At 43.0% G+C, this 25,692-nt stretch carries 17 protein-coding genes; 11 read left to right on the top strand and 6 right to left on the bottom strand.

Translation table 11 applies throughout. The annotated features are described in order from the left end of the window. Positions 1 to 172 precede the first annotated feature (172 nt). On the top strand, positions 173 to 928 hold the full coding sequence (locus tag AC1MCB_RS11115; protein ID WP_479964792.1) for an SDR family oxidoreductase: 756 nt from the start codon (positions 173 to 175) through the stop codon (positions 926 to 928). 59 nt (positions 929 to 987) lie between these two features. Here AC1MCB_RS11115 and AC1MCB_RS11110 read toward each other — a convergent pair whose 3' ends face one another. Next, positions 988 to 1,947: an NAD(P)-dependent alcohol dehydrogenase gene (locus AC1MCB_RS11110; protein WP_479964791.1), complete on the bottom strand. Its 960-nt coding sequence runs from the start codon at positions 1,945 to 1,947 to the stop codon at positions 988 to 990. 219 nt (positions 1,948 to 2,166) lie between these two features. On the opposite strand from AC1MCB_RS11110, the gene AC1MCB_RS11105 reads away from it, so the two are divergent. Continuing rightward, positions 2,167 to 2,793, top strand: a complete 627-nt coding sequence (locus AC1MCB_RS11105; protein WP_479964790.1) for a DUF2306 domain-containing protein — start codon at positions 2,167 to 2,169, stop codon at positions 2,791 to 2,793. Between the two features lie 30 nt (positions 2,794 to 2,823). Here the strand turns inward: AC1MCB_RS11105 and AC1MCB_RS11100 are convergent, their stop codons facing one another. From AC1MCB_RS11100 to pfkA, 4 genes are all read right to left on the bottom strand, one after another. Beyond that, positions 2,824 to 3,444, bottom strand: coding sequence for a YdeI/OmpD-associated family protein (locus AC1MCB_RS11100; RefSeq protein WP_479964789.1), 621 nt, complete (start codon positions 3,442 to 3,444; stop codon positions 2,824 to 2,826). 198 nt (positions 3,445 to 3,642) lie between these two features. Next, positions 3,643 to 4,641 (bottom strand): type I glyceraldehyde-3-phosphate dehydrogenase, encoded by a 999-nt coding sequence (gene gap, locus AC1MCB_RS11095; RefSeq protein WP_479964788.1) that lies wholly within the window; start codon positions 4,639 to 4,641, stop codon positions 3,643 to 3,645. Between the two features lie 149 nt (positions 4,642 to 4,790). Continuing rightward, the gene (locus AC1MCB_RS11090) at positions 4,791 to 5,642 is read right to left on the bottom strand and encodes a hypothetical protein (RefSeq protein ID WP_479964787.1); all 852 of its coding nucleotides are present in this window, start codon (positions 5,640 to 5,642) and stop codon (positions 4,791 to 4,793) included. A 4-nt stretch (positions 5,643 to 5,646) separates the two neighbouring features. Then, a complete protein-coding gene (gene pfkA, locus AC1MCB_RS11085; protein WP_479964786.1) occupies positions 5,647 to 6,630 on the bottom strand; it encodes a 6-phosphofructokinase in 984 nt (327 codons plus the stop codon). Positions 6,631 to 6,751: 121 nt separating this feature from the next. Between pfkA and AC1MCB_RS11080 the strand changes: the two genes are divergently transcribed. From AC1MCB_RS11080 to AC1MCB_RS11060, 5 genes are all read left to right on the top strand, one after another. Further along, the gene (locus tag AC1MCB_RS11080) at positions 6,752 to 7,444 is read left to right on the top strand and encodes an NUDIX hydrolase (RefSeq protein ID WP_479964785.1); all 693 of its coding nucleotides are present in this window, start codon (positions 6,752 to 6,754) and stop codon (positions 7,442 to 7,444) included. Between the two features lie 751 nt (positions 7,445 to 8,195). Then, positions 8,196 to 11,177 carry a SusC/RagA family TonB-linked outer membrane protein gene (locus tag AC1MCB_RS11075; RefSeq protein WP_479964784.1) on the top strand — a complete coding sequence of 994 codons (2,982 nt, stop codon included), beginning with the start codon at positions 8,196 to 8,198 and terminating at the stop codon, positions 11,175 to 11,177. 21 nt (positions 11,178 to 11,198) lie between these two features. Beyond that, positions 11,199 to 12,746 carry a RagB/SusD family nutrient uptake outer membrane protein gene (locus AC1MCB_RS11070; RefSeq protein WP_479964783.1) on the top strand — a complete coding sequence of 516 codons (1,548 nt, stop codon included), beginning with the start codon at positions 11,199 to 11,201 and terminating at the stop codon, positions 12,744 to 12,746. A gap of 77 nt (positions 12,747 to 12,823) precedes the next feature. Next, positions 12,824 to 16,162, top strand: a complete 3,339-nt coding sequence (locus tag AC1MCB_RS11065) for a VCBS repeat-containing protein (protein WP_479964782.1) — start codon at positions 12,824 to 12,826, stop codon at positions 16,160 to 16,162. A gap of 12 nt (positions 16,163 to 16,174) precedes the next feature. Next, entirely contained in the window at positions 16,175 to 19,558 is a 3,384-nt protein-coding gene (locus AC1MCB_RS11060; protein WP_479964781.1) for a VCBS repeat-containing protein, read from the top strand. Here AC1MCB_RS11060 and AC1MCB_RS11055 read toward each other — a convergent pair. Then, a complete protein-coding gene (locus AC1MCB_RS11055) occupies positions 19,552 to 20,463 on the bottom strand; it encodes a GyrI-like domain-containing protein (protein WP_479964780.1) in 912 nt (303 codons plus the stop codon). The genes AC1MCB_RS11060 and AC1MCB_RS11055 overlap by 7 nt on opposite strands. Before the next feature lie 194 nt (positions 20,464 to 20,657). Here AC1MCB_RS11055 and AC1MCB_RS11050 point away from each other — a divergent pair, with 194 nt between their 5' ends. From AC1MCB_RS11050 to AC1MCB_RS11035, 4 genes are all read left to right on the top strand, one after another. After that, positions 20,658 to 22,700: a kojibiose hydrolase gene (locus AC1MCB_RS11050; RefSeq protein ID WP_479964779.1), complete on the top strand. Its 2,043-nt coding sequence runs from the start codon at positions 20,658 to 20,660 to the stop codon at positions 22,698 to 22,700. Between the two features lie 92 nt (positions 22,701 to 22,792). Beyond that, positions 22,793 to 23,341: a hypothetical protein gene (locus AC1MCB_RS11045; protein ID WP_479964778.1), complete on the top strand. Its 549-nt coding sequence runs from the start codon at positions 22,793 to 22,795 to the stop codon at positions 23,339 to 23,341. A gap of 49 nt (positions 23,342 to 23,390) precedes the next feature. After that, positions 23,391 to 24,740 carry a vanadium-dependent haloperoxidase gene (locus AC1MCB_RS11040; protein WP_479964777.1) on the top strand — a complete coding sequence of 450 codons (1,350 nt, stop codon included), beginning with the start codon at positions 23,391 to 23,393 and terminating at the stop codon, positions 24,738 to 24,740. Between the two features lie 15 nt (positions 24,741 to 24,755). Continuing rightward, entirely contained in the window at positions 24,756 to 25,691 is a 936-nt protein-coding gene (locus AC1MCB_RS11035; RefSeq protein WP_479964776.1) for a hypothetical protein, read from the top strand. The last annotated feature ends 1 nt before the right edge of the window (position 25,692 follow it).

The raw sequence follows: 25,692 nt of genomic DNA, 5'->3' as shown, positions 1-25,692 counted from the left end.
TAAATCCGTCTGAAGTACTTTACCGATTCCCAATATCATCCATTTGCCTGATTAAAATCAGTATTGCTGAAGGTAAATCCTGCTATTTTTATTTTAATAAATCGAGTTAGAAATTCTGTCAGATATAATCTTTGGGTAAATTCCGGAAGGGAAGCTTCAACAATTTAAGGTCATGGAAAAAGAATTTGAAGGTAAGGTAGCGATCGTTACCGGTGGCAGCTTCGGCATTGGCAGGGCTACCGCTATCGCTTTTGCAAAAAGAGGTGCCCGCGTTGTGGTGGTCGATTGGATTGAAAACAAAGAAACCATTAGCCTGCTAGAAAGTGAAGGCATCGATGCTTTATTTGTGAAATGCGATGTATCAAATGCTACTGAAGTAAGCAGTATGGTCGAAAAAAGCATACTTCGTTTTGGGCGATTAGACTTTGCTTTTAATAACGCCGGCATTGAAGGGCATATGGCGAACACCCATGAGTGCACTGAAGAGAATTTCGACAAAACTATTGGCGTCAACCTGAAGGGGGTATGGCTATGCATGAAAAATGAAATACCTTACATGCTGAAAAATAACAAAGGCGTTATTATAAATTGTGCCTCGGTGGCTGGTTTAAATGGTTTTCCGGGCTTACCAGCTTATGTTGCCACCAAGCATGGCGTAATTGGTTTAACCAAAACGGCTGCCCTGGAATATGCTAAATCAGGAATAAGGGTGAATGCGGTTTGTCCAGGAGTAATTCATACAGAAATGATTGACCGCCTTACCGGTAAAGATAAGGAGGTGGAAAAACAATTTACCGGGATGGAACCCCTGGGTAGAATGGGTGATCCGAAAGAAGTTGCGGAAGCCGTTGTTTGGTTATGTTCTGATGCAGCATCGTTTGTAACCGGTATTGCCATGCCGGTGGACGGCGGGTTTACTACAGGATAGATTGTGGGGTGGGTCCTGCAGCTTTTTATGACCAGTCATTTATGCCTGCTGCGGTTCCTTTACATCGTTATCACAATTTTCCCTCTGTGCTCTCCTTTAGCAAAAACCCTGAATGCTTCAGGTAGCTCATCCAGCTTATAAGACCCATCAATTACAGGTCTGAGTTTGCCTGATTCAAAAAGCTTATTCATATAAACGAGATCTTTATTTGGTTTCAGCATCACGATCCGGATGTGCTTTTTGCTGATTAGCGAGATTAATGGCGCAAGTATCAAAGCCTGGAGAAGCCGGCCGGTGGAACCCCCGACCGTAACATACACTCCCCGTGGTTTTAATGCGCCGGCATAATCGAATATCGAACGGTTTGTCTTCACATCCAGGATCAGGTCATAGCGCCTGCCGCTTTTTGTGAAATCTTCCTGAGTATAATCTATGACATGGTCAAAACTCATTGAACGGAGGAAATCCAGCTTGCTGGTTTTATCGACCCCTGTTACTTCAGCCCTGTACTGTTTGGCGATCTGCAGGGCGAAAGTGCCTACGCCGCCGCCGGCACCGTTGATTAATATCATCTGTCCCTGCCGGATACTGCCCCGGTCAATTAGCCCCTGCACAGCAAGCATGCCGGCCTGTGGTATGGCCGCCGCTTCCTCGTAGCTCATCCCGACCGGTTTCAGCTCTAAGGATTTTTCAGCGGCACAAACATATTCAGCGAATCCTCCCCACCGGCCGCTCAGGTCACCGTACACATCGTTACCAACCTTAAACCGCGTCACGTTTCGGCCCACGGCTTCAACCCGTCCGGCAATATCAGACCCCAGTATCTGTTTCTTTGGTTTTTGTAATCCATACATCAGGCGATTAATAAAGTCGCCCTGCAGAAGTCCCCAATCCCAGTCATTGATGGACACCGCACAGACTCTTATCAGAACCTCGTCGTCCTTCGGAGAGGGCCTTTCCACTTCTGCCCGCTGCAGAACTTCAGGTCCCCCATACTCAGTATAGATAATGGCTTTCATTTTCTTTAGAGTGTGTTTTTGAAAATTGTTTCAGAAACCTAAACATTTAACCAGGATGTAGCTGGCGGAGGTTTATTGCTTTGGTTAATTATGTTTAGCTCCTGTCACCGGCCATCGGGATTATCACTGTACTAAGACCCGCTATCATCAACCATCAACGTGATTACAGATTCAAATAATTTAGCGCTAAATGCTATCTTAACCCATCAAATTTAAATCATGTTTAAGCAACCACTCTGGATTCTTTTTGCAGTGTTCGCAATTGCCATTGGTCTGTACCCTGCTATGTATTTCTTGATAAACCGCGAATTTGGATTGTTGGCCTCAAAGAACAACGGGCTCTTAAATAATGTCTTTTGGAACGCCGGATTTTATACCCATATCATTCTGGGTGGCGTGGCTTTATTAATCGGCTGGTCGCAATTCAGCACCAAATGGCGGGAAGCCCGGCTAAATATGCATCGTACTATCGGCAAAATTTATGTTGGTTCGGCTTTACTGAGTGCGCTCGCAGCTATTTACATCAGCCTTTATGCAACCGGAGGTCTTATAGCTTCTTTGGGCTTCTTTTCTTTAGGCTGCATTTGGTTTCTTACAACCTTGCGAGCTTTCTTAAGCATAAAAAGAGGAAACATTACCGAACACCAGACGATGATGATTTACAGTTATGCCGCCTGTTTTGCTGCCGTTACACTAAGGATATGGCTGCCCTTATTGATCATGTGGTACCAGAACTTTGTGCTAGCTTACCGGGTAGTGGCCTGGTTATGTTGGTTGCCAAACTTAATGGTCGCTTGGGTGATTGTGAAAAAAATGCATAGACGAGGACAAGCTATTTTAAGCTGATATAATCAAATAGTTTAATGATAGCTGATTTTAAACATTTACTTTTTTCTTATATTTCCAATTTCTCGATTTTCCTTCGCTAAGCCATTCGAGGGCAGTTTCCATTCTCTTCTGACGAGTAGTTTCTGTTTTAGCTTCACCCAGCCATTCCAGGTATTCTTTTTTATGAGAATTGCTGAATGCCTCAAATGTACTTTGTGCTAAGGGGTTCTTTGATAGCTGCTCATTAAAATACGTGGGAACTTCTACATCGGCAACTGTAGTTTTTTTCTTTGCAGGAAGTTTTACACCGGTCTCATTCAATAGAACAGCGTTGCGGATGTATTGAATCAGGACCTCGTCTGACGGAAGGTCTTTGAGCGAAGTGATCCGGCCAAACTGACTCATTGCTGAATCCCTGTTGTCTTCTAATATATTCTCCGGATCGGGCAGGAGCGAGCCTTTCCAAAACCCGAATGCGCAGTGCTGTTTGAATGAGGCAAAGTGGCAAACCGTACCTTTAAAAGCAAAAACAGGAAAACTCCATTTGATCGTTTCAGTGATCTCGGGAGATGCTTTGTGGATTAGCGCCCTGAGATGTGTTAAAATAGGTTTTGCGAACTCTGCTGATTTTTCGATATATGCATCAACCCGTTTATCAAATGTTTCCATGAGGTTAAATGTAGAAAAATGTCTGAATGTTCCGACCGTCATTACGAATCAGAAAGATATCAGTATCAAATCTCAATACTCACATCTCAATCTATCTCAAAGATATTGTGGAAATAATAATGCCCTGTCCTTACACAGAACAGGGCATTACGAATCAGGAAAGATACAGTATTAAATCTCAATACTCACATCTCAAATCTATTTCAAAGATCCCAAATGTTGAACCAGGTCAATCAGTTTGCTTGAATAACCCCATTCGTTATCATACCATGATACCACTTTAACAAAATGATCATTCAAAGCAATACCTGCGTTTGCATCAAAGATGGAAGTACGTGCATCTCCGATAAAGTCAGAGGATACAACAGAATCTTCAGTATAACCTAATATCCCTTTGTATTCTCCTTCCGAAGCGTCCTTCATGGTTTGTTTGATTTCCTCGTATGTTGCAGGTTTTTCTAAACGAACAGTCAGATCGACTACAGAAACATCGGCCACAGGTACACGGAAAGCCATACCGGTTAATTTTCCTTTAAGCTCAGGTATTACAAGTGTTACTGCTTTAGCAGCGCCTGTAGATGAAGGGATGATATTTTGTGCAGCACCACGACCTCCGCGCCAGTCTTTCGCAGAAGGACCGTCAACAGTTTTCTGGGTAGCTGTAGTAGCGTGAACGGTGGTCATCAAACCTTCGATGATTCCGTATTTATCATTCAAAATTTTGGCAATAGGAGCCAGGCAGTTGGTAGTACATGATGCGTTTGAAACGATAGTCTCAGCAGCAGTTAATTCTTTATGGTTAACACCCATTACATATGTGCGTGTTGCATCCTTCGCAGGTGCAGACATTACTACTTTTTTCGCACCGGCATCAATGTGCTTTTGCGCATCGGCCTGAGTTAAAAATAAGCCCGTAGATTCAATAATAATTTCAGCACCTACTTCATTCCATTTAAGGTTAGCCGGATCTTTCTCAGCTGTTACGCGGATAGTATCACCATTGACAACCAGTTGACCATCTTTCACTTCAATAGTACCTTTGAACTGACCGTGTGTAGAGTCATATTTCAACATGTAGGCCATGTATTCCGGATCAACTAAATCGTTTATTCCAACTACTTCCACGCCTTCGCGTTCAATTGCAGCTCTGAAAGCTAAACGGCCGATACGGCCAAATCCATTAATTCCAATTTTCATCTTTTTATTGTTTTTTGTGATTAATTTCCACGCGACACTTTAGGTCGCCGGCTAACTTATTGGTGATGAAGTTATATAGCAGATTGTTTTGCTGACTGGTTTAAGCAATTAAATGAAAAACCAAGAGCTTTTTCTATAACAGCTTCATCTTAAAAATTTTTGTCTGAATAGTATTTTAATAAATTATCTATAGGTTCTTTAATAATTGAAGAAATATGCAAATGGTGTTCAGAAGCAACCTCTAATAACCAATCGCCGAAGTTGGACGCAACCGTGCCCACTATGTAAATGGGAGCAGCGGGAGATTGTTTTTTTAGAGGCAGAATATATGCTTTCAAAAAAAGATCGAAGCCTTTACATACCATCTCTTTAACATATGGATGTTCCCGGTTTTCTAATAGGAAATCAACGAATGAACTTAAAAATAGATTGGGAGACTGCTGTTTGTAAACCAGGTCTAAAATATCTTTACGATTAAAGTCATACTCCGCTACAAATCGGGTTCTAAAATCATTGGGTAAGGATTCATAAAGAAATGCTTTCAGCACCTGGCGACCAAGCCAGCTGGCCGAGCCCTCATCTGCGAGGATGTATCCCAGCCCATAATTATTTGCCTTGATTTTTTTACCGTCAAAATAACCCGCTGTCGAGCCGCTGCCAATCACGCCGGTAATTCCAGGCTCTTCATGACAGGATGCAATGGCCGCTGCCTGCAGATCAGTATCTACTTTGATCTTACTGTATTTAAAGAATTGACTTAAAGTATCATATACAAGGTCCCTTCTTTCATCAGAGGAAGCCCCTGCGCCAAAGAAGTAGAGTTTTTTAACCTTCTCCGCATAATTGATCAGCTCAGTTTTTTTATGCAGGATCTGAAGAATACGCTTTCGGTCGTTAAAATAAGGATTGATACCCGTAGTTCTGAATTCGGCCACCACGCCATCCTTGTCGGCCAGCTTCCATTCCGCATATCTTGAACCACTGTATACCACTCCGATCATATATTTATATTGATAAGATGTTTGCGAGTTCCAACAAGTCTTCCTCCAGTTTGAATTCATGCATGTTCAACGACTCATGTAAGCTGGTCAGTTTAATGGAGTTACCCCGTATACCCACCAGTTGTCGGGTTTCTCCGGCCAGTAAGGCCTTAACTGCCGCATATCCAAAACGGCAGGCCAGAACCCTGTCTGTGCTGCTAGGCGTTCCTCCTCTTTGCATATGGCCTAAAATACTAACCTTCGTATCGTAAAAGTTGAATTTCTCTTTAACCCGTTTCGCTACATCGTAAGCGCCGCCATTCTTGTCACCTTCGGCCACAATTACAATGCTGGACGATTTTTTTCTCTTGGCACCTATTTCCAGCTTCTCAATTAACTCCTCAATAGCTGTGTCTTTTTCTGGAAGCAGGATAGCTTCCGCGCCTCCGGCGATGCCGGATCTGAGAGCTATACAACCGGAGTCTCTACCCATTACTTCGATAAAAAATAACCGGTCATGCGAGTCAGCAGTATCACGAATTTTATCTATTGCCTGGATAACGGTGTTGTTTGCGGTGTCAAACCCCAGGGTAAAGTCAGTACCGTAAAGGTCATTATCAATTGTACCCGGAATACAGATAACAGGCATGCCGAATTTTAGTGAAAATCGTTCAGCACCGGTAGCAGTTCCGTCTCCGCCAATAGCTACAAGAGCATCAATTCCTTCAGCACGCAAATTGTCATAGGCCTTTTGCATTCCTTCGTCAGTCTTGAACTCCAAACAGCGGGCAGTCTTTAAGATCGTTCCACCGAGGTGAATGATGTTGCTCACCGACCGCGAGGTCATGTTCCAAAAATTCTTCTCCAGCATTCCCAGGTAGCCCTGGCGGATTCCAACAACCTCCAAACCCATATAAATACTGGTACGTACTACTGCCCTGATGCAGGCGTTCATTCCCGGAGCATCGCCGCCGGAAGTAAAGACGGCTATTTTTTTTATTTCTGACAAACTTGGTTATTAAATAATTAAACACGAATATAGGGTGTATTTATTACACTATGGAATTTATAATAAATTTCACGCTTGTAAGTAATCCTTATATCTTTAACGACTAAAATTATAATACACTTTGGAAGTCCTGCCTAAATTTGATTCTGTATTTTCTATCGATTGTGTAATCTTCGGTTTCGACGAAGGGGAGTTAAAAATACTATTAATTGAACGGAATATAGAACCTTTTAAAGATTGGTGGGCTTTACCGGGTTATTTGGTAAAGGAAAATGAGAGTCTGGATGTAGCTGCCGAGAGGATCTTGTATGAACTCACTGGACTCCGAGATATTTACATGGAACAGTTTTATACCTTCGGCGACGTTGGCCGGCACCCGCAAGGCCGTGTGATTACGGTTGCCTATTATGCCATGATCAGATTAAACGGCCCGAAAGAATTAAAGCCAGTAACATCAATTGCACGTAAGGCGGTTTGGTACCCGGTAAAAGATCTTCCAAAATTAGCCTTCGACCATAGTAAAATATTTGAAAAAGGATTCCTGAAGATCCGTAACAAGATCACCTATCAACCAATCGCCTTTGAGCTACTGCCAGAAAAATTTACGCTCACTCAGTTACAGCACCTGTATGAAGTAATTTTAAATAAACCCCTCGACAAAAGGAACTTCCGAAAGAAAATGCTTAATTATGGTATCCTCAAAGAGCTTGATGAAAAGCAAAAAGGAGTATCGTATCGCGCAGCTAAACTCTATAAGTTCGACAAGCGGAAGTACACAAAGCTATTCCTGAAAGAGATGTCTTTTAGTAAGTAAGCCTTTTTCCCACTCTTCATTTATTCCCGGTTTCAAGAAATTATTCAATACCTATAGCCATAGCGGCTTCCGGCGTTCTATGGCCGAAGGCGTGTATTCTGTTATGTAGAATTTCGGTACTGGCTTTTCTTACTCTTGCAGCAGCGACCATGAATGCTGTCTCCTAAATGCGCTTTGCTAAGTAAACTAATCCTAGTATAAGACCTGCGGTTCTGCGTCTGGTTTCATAGGGGTTTGGTAGGGGTTTCCTAGTAGTTTGCTAGTAATTTTCTACTATGAAAGTACTAGCTGAGCTCTATGATATTTTAACTGAACATTTTTTCTTCTCTAAGCTAATTAGATGGGAGTAGGTAAGTGTCCCCCACTGGTATTTGGTAAGTGGCGAAAAATTAAAAATCGATTAATTGTTGAGGGCTGGATTTGGACTTTCGTTAGATTTCTCCTTTAGCTGCTGGCCAAGAAATACACGATTGAAATTTCTCCGCTAGGCCCTGACTAAAATTCCATGAGACCGCAAACTATTTTGATAGAAAAGTATTTTACCATTCGTAATTATTTTTAGAGCGATAGCATCTTTTCCCAATTTTTTTTTCTAACTTTTTACTCAAATTTTATTTGATGGCCGGAATTCTAAGTTTGCTATAAAAATGCACGAAATCCATGCGTGTATTTGTAATTCAAATACTTAACTTAGTATTAAGACCAAGGACTACGCATATAAACAAATCGTATTTACTTAATACTTTTTATTATGAGCTTAAAGATTTTACTTTCAAAATTTTTCTGTGGTATTGTTTTGCTGTTTATAAGCAGTTCGGCTTTTGCTCAGACCAAAACTATTTCCGGGACAGTTACTGATAGCAGGGACAATCAACCGCTTATTGGTGTAACAGTTGCTGTCAAAGGGACACCGACAGGTACCAGCACTGGTGCCGACGGTCGGTTCAGCTTAAATGTACCGGAAAATGCTACTACGCTAACCTTTACTTACCTGGGCTATAATACTAAGGATGTTGTGATGAGCGGTCGAACCACTGTAAACGTGTCCTTGGAAGCGAGTAGCACTGCATTAAGCGAGGTGGTTGTTGTTGGATATGGTACACAACGGGTTCAGGACGCCACCGGTTCCGTTTCCTCCTTAGGGACGAAAGAATTTAATAAGGGTGTGATTTCCACCCCTGAACAATTGCTTCAGGGCCGGGTTGCAGGTGTTCAGATAACACCTTCAAGTGGTGAGCCCGGTGCAGGTGCTACAATCAACATCAGAGGTACTGGTTCCATCCGTGCGGGCAATGGCCCCTTGTACGTTGTCGACGGTGTTCCTCTCGAAGGAGGAGGTACCTCGGGCGGTCTGGATGCCGGAGCAGGGGTTTCATCGGCCAGAAACCCATTGGCATTTATTAACCCCAATGATATCGAGAACATTAGTATTTTAAAAGACGCTTCAGCAGCCGCTATTTATGGTTCAAGGGGCGCCAACGGCGTTGTTTTAATTACGACCAGGAAAGGTTCCACCGGGCAAGGTATTCAGTTTGGGGCATCAACCAGTCTGGCAACAGTCGCCTCAAGATACGACTTGCTACATCGTGCTCAATTTTTGCCTGCTGTTGCTTCTACCGGCGCAGACGCTACAGCTGTTGACTATGGAGGCGATACAGACTGGCAGGATGTTATTTTCAGAAACGGGATCTCGCAAAATTATAACCTGGGTTTCGGCGGTGCCAGAAACGGTTCTTCCTATCGGGCTTCCTTTGGTTATGATAACCAGAAGGGGACGATCGAGAACTCTGGGTTGAAGAGATTAACCGGACGCTTAAATGCATCTCAATTGTTCCTTGACGATAAAATAAAGCTGGATCTTCAATTTACAGCTTCTAACGTAGAGAACCAGTACGCACCTATAACCAACGATGCAGGTTTTGAAGGAAGTTTGATTGGTGCAGTGCTTCAAACCAATCCAACCATTCCGGTTCTGGATAGCGCAGGGAAGTTCTTTACCACGGGCGTAGGTGGTTTCCGAAACCCCGCTTCTATGTTAGAAAATATTGATGATCAGGATGATATTGACAGGTATCTGGGAAATTTCAGTGCTTCATACACGTTCATTCCAAACCTGACTTATAAAGGTACTTTTGGCTTTGACGAATCAAAGGCGATTAGAAAAACGTTCCTGGATCCGGCCCTTACAGGTTTTACCGGTAGTCAAAGAATCCGGGAAGGGGATATTGCTCAGGTCACCGGTAACGGACGAGGAATTGTTCAAAATTTAAAGCTTTCATCCTATATTTTCGAGCATACTTTAAATTATCAAAAGGATTTAAGTGACAATAGCAATTTGAGTTTACTAGGTGGTTTTTCCTACCAGCAATTTAAAACCAGCCCGTTAATAGATGTACGATGGAATACAACCACACCAAACGTTTTGGTGAAAGACATTAATAGTTTTAAAAATCGTTTGCCATTGTTTGGAGATAGTACCAAATCCGAATTGCAATCATTTTTCGGACGGGCGAATTATAATCACAAGGATAAGTACCTGGCTACTGCTACCGTAAGGGTAGACGGTTCATCGAAGTTTGGTGAGAATAATAAATATGCAACTTTCCCTGCCTTCGCGGTAAAATGGAAGATCATGAATGAAGACTTTGGCCCAAAGGAAACATTTGATGACCTGAGTGTGCGTCTGAATTTTGGAATCACCGGTAACCAGGAGTTTCCTCCCTACGCCTCATTAGCTATTACGCAACGTCAGTTTAATGGAAATAATCCTACGATCACGGCCGCCAGCCCAGATTTGAAGTGGGAAACCACGACTCAGTACGGTGCCGGAATTGATTTTGCCATAATGAAGAATAAACTCAGCGGAACGCTTGACTATTTCAACAAGTCAACGAAAGATCTGCTATTTCTACAGGATTATGCGCAGCCAGCCGCCGTTCCAAGGAGATGGGTTAATTTGCCTGGTAAGGTTGTAAATAGCGGCGTTGAAGTGGGCCTCAACTTAGATGCCGTCAGGAACACTAATTTTGGATGGGAAGTTCAGTATAACATGACTTTTCTGAAAAATGAGGTGAAGGATTTTGGGAACCGAAACGTGATTACCGGCAATATCAGTGGTCAAGGGTTGTCCGGGGCATACTCTCAGCTGATAACAAATGGTGAGCCTCTGGCTTCGTTCAATGTTCCTATTTTTGGTGGCTTTGATGCAGACGGTTTGGGAATTTATCCGAACGCGGATGCGGGCACCATAATCGGCAGTGCCATTCCAAAATTCACCGCCGGTTTAACCAATAACTTTACGTTTGGAAAATTTAATGCCAGTTTCTTTTTGAACGCTGCGACGGGGTTCTACATTTATAATAATACCGCTAATGCTTACTTTCTTAAAGGAAACCTGGTAAGCGGTAGGAATGTAACTACTGAGGTGGCTAACAGTAGTGAAAGTCCAATCAACTCCGGAGAGGTTTCCACACGTTTTCTCGAAAAGGGAGACTTTATAAGATTGAGCAATGCCAACCTTGGCTACACTTTCGACGTATCTAATATGAAGGCAGTTAAAAGTCTAAGACTCACATTGTCAGCACAAAACTTATTTCTGATCACCGATTACTCCGGACTTGACCCGGAAATCAATGTGAATAAAGAAAGGAATGGCGTTCCTTCTCGCGGAATTGACTATACTGCGTATCCAAGTGCCCGAACATTCACTTTTGGTATTAATGCAGGTTTTTAATATCACTTAAGGATATAGACGATGAAAACAATTATCACACGAATTTCAGCACTAGCCGCTATAGTAATCCTAAGCACTGTTAGCGCCTGTACGAAGCTGGACGAAGAATTATACGGCTCAAGATCTATTGAGGTGCCTGGGACTTCTACTCCTGCCGAGCTCGGCAGTGTTTACGACCAGTTAAACGGACAGGTATCTAGCCAGGAAAATACTTATGCCTTACAAGAACATCCTACTGATGAGATGATGGGACCAACCCGCGGGACTGACTGGGGAGATTTCGGGTTATGGCGTAAGCTTCACCAGCATACCTGGGATCCTTCCCACACACAGATAAGTAATACCTGGGATGAACTAAATACCGGTGTGTTTAGAGCCACCCAGGTTGCGGATACCGGTTCTCCAACTCCTCAGACAAAGGCAGAGGCTAGTTTCTTACGGGCATGGTTCATGTTCCAGATTACGGATCTATATGGTCAGCAGCCATTCCGGGATCCAGCAAGCGGACCCAACGAAGATCCTAGAGTGATGACACGACCCGAAGCAGTAGATTTTATGATTAATGACCTGAATTTTGCTGAATCTACCCTGCAGCCAACTACCTCGTTGGGATTGGCTAGTCGTGAGGCGGCTCAGGCTCTCCTGGCAAAGATATATTTGAATCGCGCAGTGTACACTGCTGCCACCGTTGGCGGCCCTTTTACCTTCGCTGCAGAGGATATGAACAAAGTAATAGAGAATTGCAATAAAATAATTGCCTCAGGGAGATTCCAGTTAACGGATTCATATTTCGATAACTTTGCCTGGAATAACGGTACCTTATCGAAAGAAAATATTTTTGGTATCGAGAACTCAGAAGCAAAGACACGGGCGAACCTTAGAAGAACCTGGAGGATGACCCTGCATTACAGGCAAACTCCGGATGGCTGGAATGGCTTCACCACGCTGGCGGATTTTTATAAATCTTTTGAACCTAACGACGAGCGAAGAGGCGGCGCCCGTCCGGGCCTAACCGATAAAATTGGATTGAGAACCGGATTTCTAATCGGACAGCAATTTGGTCCCGGTGGTGTTGCACTTCAGCAAAGAAGCGGTAAGCCCCTGATTTTCACAGAAAACGTTAATTTAAATTACTCAACAGAAGCTCAGGGCATTCGGGTAATTAAATATTTTCCAATGCCAGAAGTTGATAATAAAGTTAATGATGATAACATAGATAATGATTGGGCATTTCTGCGTTATGCGGACGTTTTATTGATGAAAGCTGAAGCGATCATGCGAGGTGGAACTGACCCAATGGGCCAGACCGCTCTATCAATTGTAAATACGCTGCGCACAAGTCGTGGAGCCACCCCACTGGCAGCTGTAGACGACGCGGCTATGCTTGCGGAAAGAGGCCGGGAATTGTACTGGGAAGGGTGGAGACGAAATGATCAGATTCGTTTCGGTACTTTTAACAATCCGGTAGATCAACGGCCTACAGCTTCAGCCAAAACGCGGACTGTGTATCCTATACCACAGAAAGCCGTGGATACCAATCCAAACCTTAAACAAAACGAGGGATACTAAGAGATCTTTTCAGATTAAAGATTTTTATTAAATTTAAGCGTAGGGGAATGCCTCTGCGCTTTTTTATGTTTGTTGCTATGATTAAGAAAGTAATTTCTTTTATTTTTTCTGCTGCTTTGCTTATGTCATGCACTAAGGAAAAGGATACTCTCTTTTCCTTACAGAACAATAAAGATATAGGGGTTGACTTCGCAAATAATCTGGAGGCTGATCAAGGAATGAATGTATTTACTTTTCGTCATTTCTATAACGGTGGTGGAGTCGCCATAGGTGATGTAAATAACGACGGTGTGAATGATGTCTATTTAACTTCCAATCAGGGCGATAACCAACTACTGATTAATAATGGGAAATGGAAGTTCGAGAACATAGCAGAAAAAGCAGGTGTTAAGGGCAAAAATAACTGGAGCACTGGAGTTACGATGGTGGATATAAATGCGGATGGCTGGCTGGATATTTACGTTTGCAACGCGGGAAATGCTAAGGGCGAGAAACGTGAGAACGAGCTTTTTATAAATCAACAAAATGGCACTTTTACCGAAGAAGCAAAGAAATATGGTCTGGCTGATAATGGTCTATCAACTCATGCTGTGTTCTTTGATTATGACCGGGACGGTGATCTGGACTGCTACGTTTTAAACAATTCATTCAGGCCAATAGGAAGTTTTGATTTCAGCACCAAACTACGTCTTGCAGTTGATGAAATGGGTGGTGATCGTCTTTACCGCAATGATGCCGGCAAATTTACGCAGGTTACCAGGGAGGCAGGCATTTTTTCCAGCGATATAGGTTTCGGTCTGGGTCTTTCAGTAGTAGATATAAACCTGGATGGTTATCCGGATATTTATGTTTCTAACGACTTTTTTGAGCAGGATTATCTGTATATCAATCAGAAGGATGGGACTTTCAAAGAAAGTATTGAAGCCCAAACCGGTCACTTAAGCCTTGCTTCGATGGGTTCTGACGTAGCGGACATTAATAACGATGGTCTGTTTGACATTTTCACCACTGAAATGCTTCCTGAAGATGATCTGCGGCTCAAAACCATGACCTCTTTTGAATCATACGATATAGTAAAGTCGAAAGAGAGGGATGGTTATTACCACCAATACATGCAGAACTGCTTGCAGTTGAATAACGACGACGGTACTTTTTCAGAGATTGCTTTCTATGCAGGCGTAGCAGCTACTGACTGGAGCTGGGGTGCCCTAACCTTCGATATGGATAACGATGGCTGGAAAGATATTTTTGTTTCCAACGGCATCTATAAAGATTTGACCAACCAGGACTACATTGAGTTCTTAGCGAACCGTGACAATATGGAAAGGTTTGCGCAGGGGAAAAAGGCTGATTTTAAAGACTTTACTGATCGGATGAAATCAACGGCTCTCCCTAATTATGCTTTCGTCAATAATAGGAATCTGACTTTTAGCAACCATTCGAAAGAGCTTGGGCTGGCAAAAGAATCTTTCAGCAATGGTGCGTCCTATGGAGACCTTGATAATGATGGAGATAATGATCTGGTGGTTAATAATGTAAATATGCCGGTATTTATATATAAGAATAACGCGGAGAAATCAGCGGACAACCACTTTATTCAGCTTAATCTTCAGGGTGAAAAATTAAATACCAACGCCATAGGCAGTATTGTCAAAACCTTTAATAAGAATTTAACAAGTACCTATTATCATCAGCCTGCACGCGGATTTCAAAGTTGCATTTCTCCTAACTTGATCACCATTGGAATAGGGAAATATGATGCTGTTGATTCAATGCAAATAATATGGCCCAACGGTAACTACCGGACTATTAAAAACGTGAGGGCGGATAGTCTTTACCGTTTTAATTCCAGGAATGCACGGCTTGCCTATAATTTTGAAAGACCGGGTTCCAACCCACTATTAGCAGAATTAAGCGTTCGATTGTTCGACTCCGTACCGAAGCATGTTGAAGATGGTTTTATTGATTTTGATAATGAACGTTTGATGTTGCAGATGCTTTCCACGGAAAACCCTTACCTGGCGAGCGGTGATCTGAATAAAGATGGTTTGGGAGATTTTTACATGGGCGGTTCTAAGGAACAGGCGTCAGCTATTTACCTGCAGCAACCCAGCGGTAAATTTAAACAGTATATACCAGACGAGTTCAGGAAGCAAACTTATCTGGAAAGTGCCGGGGGCGTTTTTGGTGATTTTGATAAAGATGGTGACGAGGACCTGATCGTTACATTCGGGGGGAATGAAGAACAAGCTGGTGAGAAAGTTATGTTCCCAAGATTTTACGAAAACGATGGTAAGGGTAAGTTGGTAAGAAATACACAGAAGACCATTCCCATTTCTTTGAATGCATCAGTAATCAAATCAGCAGACTATGACCAGGATGGCGATCTCGATTTGTTTATCGGAGGACGAAGTGTGTCGCGTACTTATGGAAGTTTCCCGACCTCTTATGTGTTAAATAACGATGGCGCGGGACGTTTTACAGATGTATCTAAGCACGTTCTCGGCAGTGACACAAGACCGGGTATGATAACCGCCGCCCACTGGGTTGACCTTGATAAAAATGGATATGACGATCTGGTGCTCGCAGGAAACTGGATGGGCATAAAAATCTATAAGAATCAGAATGGGAAATTTACACCTGATACGCGGCTTGACAATTATAAGGGCTGGTGGAGCAGCCTGGCGATACATGATGTAGACGGAGACGGAGATTTAGACTTGATTGGTGGAAATATTGGTTTAAATACGAAGTTTCGCGCATCGGAGAAGGAGCCTATGAAGATCTATGTGAAAGATTTTGATAACAATGGAACTAGGGAATGCATCACTTCAATCTTCAAGGATGACAAAGAATATGTTTTTCACCTCCGGCAAGATTTGACCTGGCAGCTTCCCACTTTCAAGAAAAGGTTTTTGAAATATGAAGACTATGCAGGTAAAACATTCAGTGAAGTTTTTCCGGAAGGCCTAACTGAAGGAGCGGAGATCCATGAGATCAAATACCTTGAATCAGCCCTCTTTATTAATGAAGGTGCCGGTAAAAAGTTTACCTACAAGCCGTTGCCTTACCAGGCGCAGCTATCTGCCGTAAATACAATTGTTTGTGATGATCTAGACAAAGATGGAACGATTGAAATCATTCTAGCAGGAAATTTTTATGGCTTTAAGCCTGAGATTGGACGCCTCGATGCAAATTACGGGCAGGTTTATCGTTATGCCGATAGCACCTTTAGTTATCTTCCTCCAATTAAAACCGGCCTTAAGTTAAACGGGCAGGTAAGATCCTCTTTAATTATTAAGGATGCCGACGGAAACAAAATGTATCTATTTGGACGGAATAATGCGCCACTGACGGCTTACCGGCTTAACTCTTCTGCAGAGAAAAAGCTGATAGCCCAAAGAGTTAAGAATTAAGAATTAGGAATTATGAATTCCGCTGCCACTGGTAACTTTCGTCTTCGACTGCTTCTGATCAGCATTTTGGCTTTCGTGTCAGGCCTGCAGGCATGCAGCAAGAAGGCGGAAAAAGCGGGAAGGGGTTTCTTTACGCTTCTCGACCCGGAGGAAACCAATGTCCTCTTTTCAAATAACATCAACGAAACAGATTCGCTCAATATTCTGGATTATTTGTATTTCTATAATGGCGGCGGCGTAGCCTCTGCGGACTTCAATAACGACAGTCTGGAAGACTTGTATTTTATCTCTAACCAGGAAGAGAACAAATTGTATTTGAACAAGGGGGGCTTAAAATTTGAAGATATCACCGGGCGATCGGGCACCGCAGGTACCGGAAGCTGGAAGACCGGTGTAACGGTGGTTGACATTAACAATGACGGCTACAAAGATCTCTATGTTTCTGTGGTGAGCGGCTATAAAGGATTTACAGGGAAAAATCAGTTATATATCAACAATGGTGATTTAACGTTCACCGAAAAGGCAGCTGAGCTTGGTCTGGATTTCGCCGGGCTGTCTACCCAGGCATCTTTTTTTGACTATGACAAGGATGGAGACCTGGATATGTTTTTGTTGACCCACTCGGTCCACAATAACTCATCTTACGGCGATTCTACACTCCGCCTTAAATACGATCGCGCTGCGGGAGACCACCTGTTCCGGAACGATCCTAACGGCTTCACCGATGTTACTATAACTGCGGGCATTTATGCTGCTTCAATCGGTTACGGACTGGGCCTCAGCATTGGCGATTTCAATAATGATGGCTGGGATGATATCTACGTTAGCAATGATTTTTTCGAACAGGATTACTATTATATCAATCAACAGGACGGCACATTTAAAGAGAAACTCAGAGAGGCTTTCGGTCATACCAGTCTTTATTCGATGGGCAACGCAGCCGGTGATATCAATAGGGATGGAAACCTGGATTTGATTTCAACTGATATGTTGCCGGATGATATCAAAGCGCTTAAGTCTACTGTTAATGACCAGCCATTGGATATCTACAATCTGGAAGTTAAGAGCGGATTTCACTATCAGTCCTCACGTAATTCGCTGCAATTGAATGTGGCCGAAGGAAAGAAATTCGTTGATATTGGACTGTATGCCGGCATTTCGGCCACTGACTGGACCTGGACACCTTTAATTCAGGACTTTGACATGGATGGTCACAAAGACCTGTTTTTTTCTAATGGTATTAAAAAGCGATTAAACGATCTGGATTACCTCAGGTACCTCGGAGATCCGGGTATTCAGCGCAATGAAAACGACCGGACTTTTGATCTGAATAAGATCAATAAAATGCCAGACGGTCGCGTTGCAAATTTTCTCTTCCGTGGAGACAGTGCGTTGAAATTTCAGGATATCTCATCCGCAAACGCAATGGAAGATCTTTCGGCGTCGTCAGGTGCGGTATATGTTGATCTGGATAACGATGGAGATCTTGAGATTGTAACCAATAACATGGATCAGCCTGCTTTTATTTATTTAAATAACAGCATTCGTGATGGATTGCAAAGCAAACCGGTGTTCTTAAATTATTCGGTAAAATTTAAGGGTAAAAACAGGGATGGCGTTGGCACCCGGCTTTATCTGCGGGCAAGCGGGGGAGTCGTAGATCATCAGGAGGTTCAAACCAGCACCGGGTTTCAAAGCAGTCAAAATACGAACCTGCAGTTCACTTTTTCTTCAGGTGAAAAGCCGGTGGAGTTACTGATTATCTGGCCTGACAATTCTTACCAGCAAATAAAGGAATTCACCCCAGGAAATAAGCAGCAACTTGTATGGGATCTCAAATCGGTGACAAGCCCTGCAGGGGACATTAGCCTGGTGATCAGGGAATTTATTGAGGGAAGGTCCGGTCCGGGTTACCAGGAAATGGAAGCGGAGTTGTTGGCTGAACTGAAAGTCACACAGACGCCTGATTTTAATTATTATTCGCTGTTGCCACATACCTATCTGACGCATACTCCAGCAATCGCAAAAGCCGACATAAATCAGGATGGCTATGATGACCTGTATGTGGGAGGTGTAGCCGGTGAGGATCGCTACTTTTTGATTGGAAGCTCAAGCGGAAAGCTTAAAAGAGTTGATGTCAAGGCTTTCGAGCCTTATCTTAACTATACAGATGAGGTGGCAGCCTGGGAGGATCTGAACAATGATGGAAAGCCTGATTTGGTGGTAACCAATGCAGAACACCCTTTTATAAACTTTGCGAAAATAAAGCCTCACAGGGTTTTCCTGAATCAAGGTAGTTTTAAGTTTGAGGCGGTTACATTACCCGCACTTGGATCAATAACTTCTCATTTGGCAATTTTAGATTATGATGGAGATGGTTTTAAAGATATTTTTCTGGCAGGGGCTGTCGATTTCAGGCATTACAGTAAGAGCAGGCCGTCTTTCTTATTATTGAACCAGGGACAGGGGAAGTTCATCAAAGCACCCGACACGGATTATCAAGACCTCAAAGATATTGGCTTCATCAGGGATCTAAAGGTCTCTGACCTTAATCATGATGGGAAAGAGGACCTGGTAGTGGCAGCCGAATGGCAACCCGTACAGGTGTTTGTCAACAACGGGAAAAGCCTGACAAAGCAGAGTATACCTATATTAAACAAGCAGAATGGTTGGTGGCAATCCGTCACAATTGCCGATCTTGATCAAGATGGAAAAACTGACTTACTCCTGGGAAACTGGGGCTTAAATAACAAGTTTAATGTGAGCAGTGACCGCCCCGTTTATGCATACAATGACGATCTGGATAAAGACGGGAAAGCCGATCTGATCTTGTCATATAATTATAAAGGCAACTATTACCCTTTCCGTCCGAAAAATGATCTTGAGCAGGAACTTCCTTACCTGAAAAAAGAGTGGCTTAGCTATCAAAAAATGGCTGATAAAACTACAAATGAGATCTTTAAAGACCGCATTAGCGAAAAGACTCGCCTTACGGCTAACGCATTTGAAAGTGTCTATGTTAGTGATCTTTTAAACGCAAAGAGATTGTCTTTGCTGCCTTTTTTATATCAGCAATCACCCATAATTTCTGCGGCCCAAGCTGAGCATTCGAACCAGTTAGTTGTAAATGGTAATTTTTGGGGTGCAATTCCGTATGAAGGGAAATATGACGCGCTGGGCCTGGCTACCCTGGAATACGATAAAGAAACCGGTCAGTTTTTGCCCCCATCTTACTGGGTGAATCCAACACTTAATTTCTCAGAGGTTGATTATATCAGCAAAATAAAAGCGGGCGACAAGAGCAGATGGGTTGTTTTAACAAGTGAGGGAAAGCTGTTAAGTGTTGCTGCGATGGATAATAAGACACTATTGGCAAAAAAGCAATCTAATCAGTAAATCGGGTAATAGATCTTCGTGACCCATTCAGAAGTATCAGTTTTAATTCTCCTGTCAGTTACCAGCAATTCGTAAGGGATGGCTGGCGACGATAAATGAAAGTCTTTCATATATGCCTCGATTTGTTTAAAGGCATTTTTAATCCTTCCCGGCCCTCCTTTAACCTCAGCCACTAAAATATTTCCGCGTACCATTCGGTGTACCAAAACTTTTTGATCTGGTTTAATCGGTCTGGCAATCGGCAACCCAATGGTGGTTATGTAGAAACCTTTAGCATCCTTGAACACGTTAAGCATCGGAGCATTTATTTCGGTCACACCCTCTTTCTTTATAATGCTTCTCACCGAATCGATAACCCGGTAAATATCATGTGTGTCGGGGGGCTCTGCGCTTTTGAAACTAGTGGTAGCAAAAAGTGTGTCCTGCACTGTTTGCCGCTCTATGTTTAGGTTATAAACATTACGGGTATCGATAGTGAAACTAAGCAGCCGCTCCAAAATGGCGGCCATCGCTGACTTAAGTCTGCGAGCTTCAATATATTGCTGAACCCGCCTCGCCGGATTGAGACTCGCTTTCTGCGAAGTCCGCCAGCGTATTTCTATAACGTTGTTGGCATAGGATATCCAGGTGATTTTACTTGTGTATTTCAAATCTTTATTACTGATTAAGACTGAAGTGGAGTTATAACCCGGTTCCATAAAGTTGAACTGAAAACCGTCAGAAGCAGGTAAGTCTGTCCACCATTTGGCTCTTTGGGCAGGTCTGTTTATAAATTGGGAGATGATACGTTCGCTGGATTCAACCTGTTCAACCTTTGACACCACAATCAACGGGGGAATGATTACATAAACAGAAATTATTGAAATCAGTATCAATCCGGCAACCAGGTAAAACACCTTTCTCATTCGCACCTTGTTTTTATCCGCTGTAGGCATGCCTCGATTTAGGTTTTCAAACCAGTGATTAGAACCTTATTCAAATTGGTTTCCAAAGTAATTAGTCAGACGTATTTTGGTATGATGGCTTTAAGTCTAAACTTAAAAAATATTTGCACTCCTTTAACTCCTTTTTAATTATTTTTAATTGAAATTGATCTTTCATGCGAACTTTAAGATTGCTAGTTCTTGTTGGTTTCTTACTTCCTCTGGTTAACGCTTACGCGCAAAGCCAGTCTGATGTATGGAAACTATCGGCAGATAAAATTGATCCTGCAAAGTATTATGGTGTAACCGTTGCCAACGGGATGATTGGGATCGTTTCCTCACCGGAACCATTTAAGGTCAAAAATGTGGTGCTTGCCGGAGCCTATGACCAGTATGGCAGGGGTAGGGTCAGCAATTTCCTGAACAGCTTCAACCTGCTTAATATGAACCTGGATATCGATGGGAAGCGGCTCGACGCCTCAGCGGTAAGCGGTTTAAAGCAGGAGCTTGATATGCGCAAGGCTTCTTTTACCGGAAGTTTTGAACACCCGGGCAAGGCTGTAGTTACTTACACCTACTATTCACTCAGGCAATTGCCTTTTTCGGTTTTGATGGATGTTTCAATAACCGCTAAAAAGGATATTCTCATATCTCCTTCGAGTGTTATGGAGGCTCCGGATGCACTCAGGGATGTTCAGAATTATTATAATGAGATCGACCGGCCACATGTTAATATTGCTTTGCTCACGTCTTCAGCAAAGAGCCCTACCGGTAAGCTTCAACTTTGTGCATCCACTTCTTTTTTGTTCAGCGAAGATCACAAGGATGAACCACGGCTAATTCACGAGATGTGGGATAACAACATGCATCTGGCTAAATTCAGCAAGAATATAAAAGCCGGTGAAACCTACCGTTTTTCGATTGTGGGCTCCTCAATCACGTCAGCCCATCATCCTGATCCCTTAAATGAGGCGGAGCGCCTGACCATTTTCGCGAAACTGGAGGGCCGGGATCGGCTGATTAAATTTCATGAGCAAGCCTGGGACAAACTTTGGGAAAGTGATATACAGATAGAAGGCGATCCGCAGGCACAGCAGGATGTTCGTAGCATGTTATATCATCTGTACTCGTTTTCACGGGCAGGCACGGCGTTTTCACCCTCGCCGATGGGGTTGTCAGGCTTAGGATATAATGGCCATGTATTTTGGGATACAGAAGTATGGATGTATCCCGCTTTACTGGTCTTGCAGCCTGAAATAGCGAAGTCATTGGTTGAATACCGCTTTCAGCGGCTGGATGCAGCCAGGCAAAATGCGTTTTCGCATGGGTATAAAGGTGCCATGTTCCCTTGGGAAAGTGCTGATACCGGCGTTGAAGAAACACCTGTCTGGGCCCTAAGCGGACCCTTCGAGCATCATATAACCGCTTGTGTAGCATTAGCTGCCTGGAATTATTTCTGTGTTACCCAAGATAAAGAATGGCTTCGGGAGAAGGGTTGGCCCATTCTGATGGCGACGGCTGATTTCTGGGCAAGCAGGGTAGAGCGCAATGGTCAGGGAAAGTACGACATAAAAAATGTTGTAGCTGCTGATGAGTGGGCTGAAAATGTTGACAATAATGCATTCACTAACGCAGCCGCAATAGTAAACCTGCAAAATGCTTCAGCAGCAGCTAAAATTCTGGGCATGAAAGCTAATGCTGAATGGATGGAGGTCGCTAAAAATATCCCGATATTAAGAATGGAAGATGGAGTTACCAGAGAACACGCTTCATATAAGGGAGAAGGTATTAAGCAGGCCGATGTTAACCTTCTTCCATACCCTTTGAAACAGATTACCGACCCAGCTCAAATACGTAAAGACCTTGAGTATTATGAAACCCGTATTCCTGATGAAGGAACGCCGGCGATGACCCAGGCGATATTTGCTTTGCTTTATTCAAGATTGGGAGATGGAGAGAAGGCCTACAAGTTTTTTAAGGAGGGCTTTATACCGAATCTTAATCCTCCGTTCCGCGTTATTGCTGAGACTAAGGGAGGAACCAACCCTTATTTTGCTACTGGCGCAGGGGGGGTAATTCAGGCAGTATTAATGGGCTTTGGAGGCCTGGACATCACACCAAAGGGAATCATACAAATAAAATCCACCCTGCCTTCCGCATGGAAATTGTTAAAGATCACAGGTGTAGGAATTGAGAAAAAAACGTATATTGTAAAGTGATTTGTGTTGAGTAATTGGATACTAGCTATCAGAACATCGATTTTTAATTGGATATTTAAACTCTTACGTCTAACTTTTTGAATAATTAATAATTGAAAAAAGCAGGTTCCATATTGTTGCTGATTATTTTCCTATTCAACACGATAGGGTATAAAGCTGCTTATTATTACCTGGAAGCGGAGGCGGATGCGCGCCTTGAAGCTAAAATAAAGACTATAGATGAGAACGATAGTCAGCTCATCACTGTAAAGATTCCCATTAACCTTCCTTATCAAACCGATTGGAGAGAATTTGAATCCATTGATGGAGAAATGACTTTCAAGGGTAAAACCTATAAGTATGTAAAGCGAAAGGTGCTGCGTGATACTCTAATCCTGTTATGTATTAAGCACGAGGAGAAATCGGAGTTGCAACATAGCAGGGCAGATTATTTTAAGAAAATTAACGACCTTGCTTCTGACGCTAAAAAGCCCGTGGTTAAACAAGCTAAGACAGATTACTATCAAAGTTCGACAGCATTTTCAGCTATCGCACCTGTTCTGGCTATCCAACACAAAGGCTTATCTGATTTTACTCCTCAGGTAGCGTTTGGCTATCCGTCACGGTTAGATGCCCCTCCCAAAATACACTTGCTTGCCTGAAGAGCCACCACGGCCCTTAGAAGTGTAATGTTAAATTAAAACTGTATTCATGAACCGTTTTCTATGCTGTATAGCGGGATTATTCCTGCTATTTACATCGTGCAAGCATGCTGATTATAAGGACTTTTTACACGATCCAACTGTATACCGGCTGACTGTTAAAAAGCTTAATGATATAATTCTTGAAAATAACTTCCCGCCAATGATTGGGTCGAGGAATTACGTTTATGCTAATATTGCAGCCTATGAAGTTATTGCGGCCGGGGATCCGGGTTTAAATTCATTAGCCGGTCAGATACGGCATTTAAATCCATTGCCTAAGCCAGCAGACCCTTCAAAAATCGATTATCCTTTCGCTTCTGTACTTGCATTTTGCGCTGTCGGCAACGCTGTTACCTTTCCGGAGGGTAGTATGAATGACTATGTTGACGAGTTCAAGAAGAAGGCTAAGGATGCCGGCTTGCCCAAAGAAGTTATGGAGGCCTCGGTACATTATGCTGATACAGTATCTAAGCATATTTTGCTTTGGAGTAAAGATGATAATTACGCAAAACTTCGTTCGGCAAGTAAATATACGGTGAAGGATGAAGAAGGCCGTTGGATACCAACACCCCCGATGTATGCGCAGGCAATAGAGCCGCATTGGTTCGAAATAAGACCTATGGTTTTGGACTCTGCGTCCCAAATTAAACCTGTCCCACCAGCTCCTTTTGACATGAAGAATAAGGAAAGCTTGTTCTATAAAAATGCATTGGAAGTAAAAAATATAGTGGACAGTTTAACTGATGAGCAGAAGCATATTGCAGATTTTTGGGACGACAATCCGTTTAAGCTAAATGTAGTTGGACATGTGATGTACGCCACCAAGAAGTTTTCGCCGGGTGGGCATTGGATGAATATTGTAGGTATTGCCAATGAAAATAATAACTCTGATTTCAACACAACGGTAAGCACCTACGCTTTAGCATCAATAGCTCTTTTCGACGGCTTTATCAATTGCTGGGAAGCAAAGTTCAAAACCAACTATGTACGGCCGGAAACTATAATAACCAGGTACCTAAACCCTGACTGGAGGCCTTATCTGCAAACTCCCCCGTTTCCGGAATACACCAGCGGCCACGCAGTGATCTCCGCTGCCACGGCAGAAGTGCTTACCGCTGCCTTTGGGGACAACGTGGCTTTTCGGGATACCTCAAGTACCGAATTTGGTATTCCTGCACGCTCCTTTAAATCGTTCAGACAGGCGGCTATGGAGGCTGGTCAGTCGCGGGTTTATGGTGGCATTCATTATACAAATTCCTGCTTGGTTGGTACAAAGCAAGGGGAAGAAATAGGCAGATTAGTTAATGAGCGGCTGAAGCTAAAAAGAGAGAATTCTAATTTTTCTGCAAGTAATTAAAACAAGAAATCGATAATGAAAGAACTTATAATAAACATGAGAAGGCTGGGCTTGATCATGCTAATTCTATTTCCGGTTGCATCAGTTGCACAGACTGATCAGGATGCGCTGATGATGGGCAATAAGAGGTTTTGTGTTGCCGGAACCTATGCCTTTAACACCTGGGAAAACTATTGGGAAGGTAGCTTTAAACGCAACAATGACAATATTGGTCAGTTGGAAACCAAATCAGGAATGCTGATGATAAACTATGGAATCAGTAATAATTTAAACGTTCTGGCTTCGCTTCCTTATGTTTCTACCAAAGCTACCCTCGGAACGTTAAGCGGTTTAAATGGTTTCCAGGATGTGGGTGTTTTCCTGAAATGGCGGCCTGTAAGAAAGCAATTGGGTAAACAAACTATTTCGTTGTTCACAGTAGCCGGCTACACAACTCCAACTAACGATTATAACATTGATTTTATGCCCATGACCATCGGCATGGGAAGTAAGATACTAAGTGGGAGAGTGATTGCCGACTATAAGTACAATAAAATATTTGCAACCATATCGGCCGCCTATATGCGTCGTAGTAATGTTGAAATTGATCGTCCGGCTTATTACACTGATCGTCAGATTAATTCGTGGATGGTTAAGATGCCGGACGCCGGTAACTTCCAGATGCGGGCAGGTTACAGGAATAAGCTGACTACCGCAGAAGCGTTTGTAGACAATGTAACCACTTTCGGCGGGTTCGACATTCGTAAGAACGATATGCCTTTTGTGAGCAACAAGATGAATAGCACCAGGGTAGGCATTGAAGGCAAATATTATCTCAGCCAAGTACCTGCTCTAGGGTTTCACGCTAACGCGTGGCAAACTGTCGCCGGTCGTAATGTGGGCGACGCAACAGGTTTTATGGCTGGCGTCAGCTATGTTTTTGACTTCACTTCCACCAAATCAGAGAAATAAT

Source organism: Daejeonella sp. AP26 (assembly GCF_056680515.1).
Note: the sequence above shows the minus strand (reverse complement) of the source record. Positions and strands in the feature narration are given on the sequence as shown.

What these genes read in the sequence shown, in the direction of transcription:
- AC1MCB_RS11060 (WP_479964781.1), top strand. Translation starts at nt 16,175, where the DNA reads ATGAATTCCGCTGCCACTGGTAACTTTCGTCTTCGACTGCTTCTGATC.
- AC1MCB_RS11100 (WP_479964789.1), bottom strand. Translation starts at nt 3,444, where the DNA reads ATGGAAACATTTGATAAACGGGTTGATGCATATATCGAAAAATCAGCA.
- AC1MCB_RS11090 (WP_479964787.1), bottom strand. Translation starts at nt 5,642, where the DNA reads ATGATCGGAGTGGTATACAGTGGTTCAAGATATGCGGAATGGAAGCTG.
- AC1MCB_RS11110 (WP_479964791.1), bottom strand. Translation starts at nt 1,947, where the DNA reads ATGAAAGCCATTATCTATACTGAGTATGGGGGACCTGAAGTTCTGCAG.
- AC1MCB_RS11105 (WP_479964790.1), top strand. Translation starts at nt 2,167, where the DNA reads ATGTTTAAGCAACCACTCTGGATTCTTTTTGCAGTGTTCGCAATTGCC.
- AC1MCB_RS11115 (WP_479964792.1), top strand. Translation starts at nt 173, where the DNA reads ATGGAAAAAGAATTTGAAGGTAAGGTAGCGATCGTTACCGGTGGCAGC.
- AC1MCB_RS11065 (WP_479964782.1), top strand. Translation starts at nt 12,824, where the DNA reads ATGATTAAGAAAGTAATTTCTTTTATTTTTTCTGCTGCTTTGCTTATG.
- AC1MCB_RS11070 (WP_479964783.1), top strand. Translation starts at nt 11,199, where the DNA reads ATGAAAACAATTATCACACGAATTTCAGCACTAGCCGCTATAGTAATC.
- gap (WP_479964788.1), bottom strand. Translation starts at nt 4,641, where the DNA reads ATGAAAATTGGAATTAATGGATTTGGCCGTATCGGCCGTTTAGCTTTC.
- AC1MCB_RS11050 (WP_479964779.1), top strand. Translation starts at nt 20,658, where the DNA reads ATGCGAACTTTAAGATTGCTAGTTCTTGTTGGTTTCTTACTTCCTCTG.
- AC1MCB_RS11040 (WP_479964777.1), top strand. Translation starts at nt 23,391, where the DNA reads ATGAACCGTTTTCTATGCTGTATAGCGGGATTATTCCTGCTATTTACA.
- AC1MCB_RS11055 (WP_479964780.1), bottom strand. Translation starts at nt 20,463, where the DNA reads ATGAGAAAGGTGTTTTACCTGGTTGCCGGATTGATACTGATTTCAATA.
- AC1MCB_RS11035 (WP_479964776.1), top strand. Translation starts at nt 24,756, where the DNA reads ATGAAAGAACTTATAATAAACATGAGAAGGCTGGGCTTGATCATGCTA.
- AC1MCB_RS11075 (WP_479964784.1), top strand. Translation starts at nt 8,196, where the DNA reads ATGAGCTTAAAGATTTTACTTTCAAAATTTTTCTGTGGTATTGTTTTG.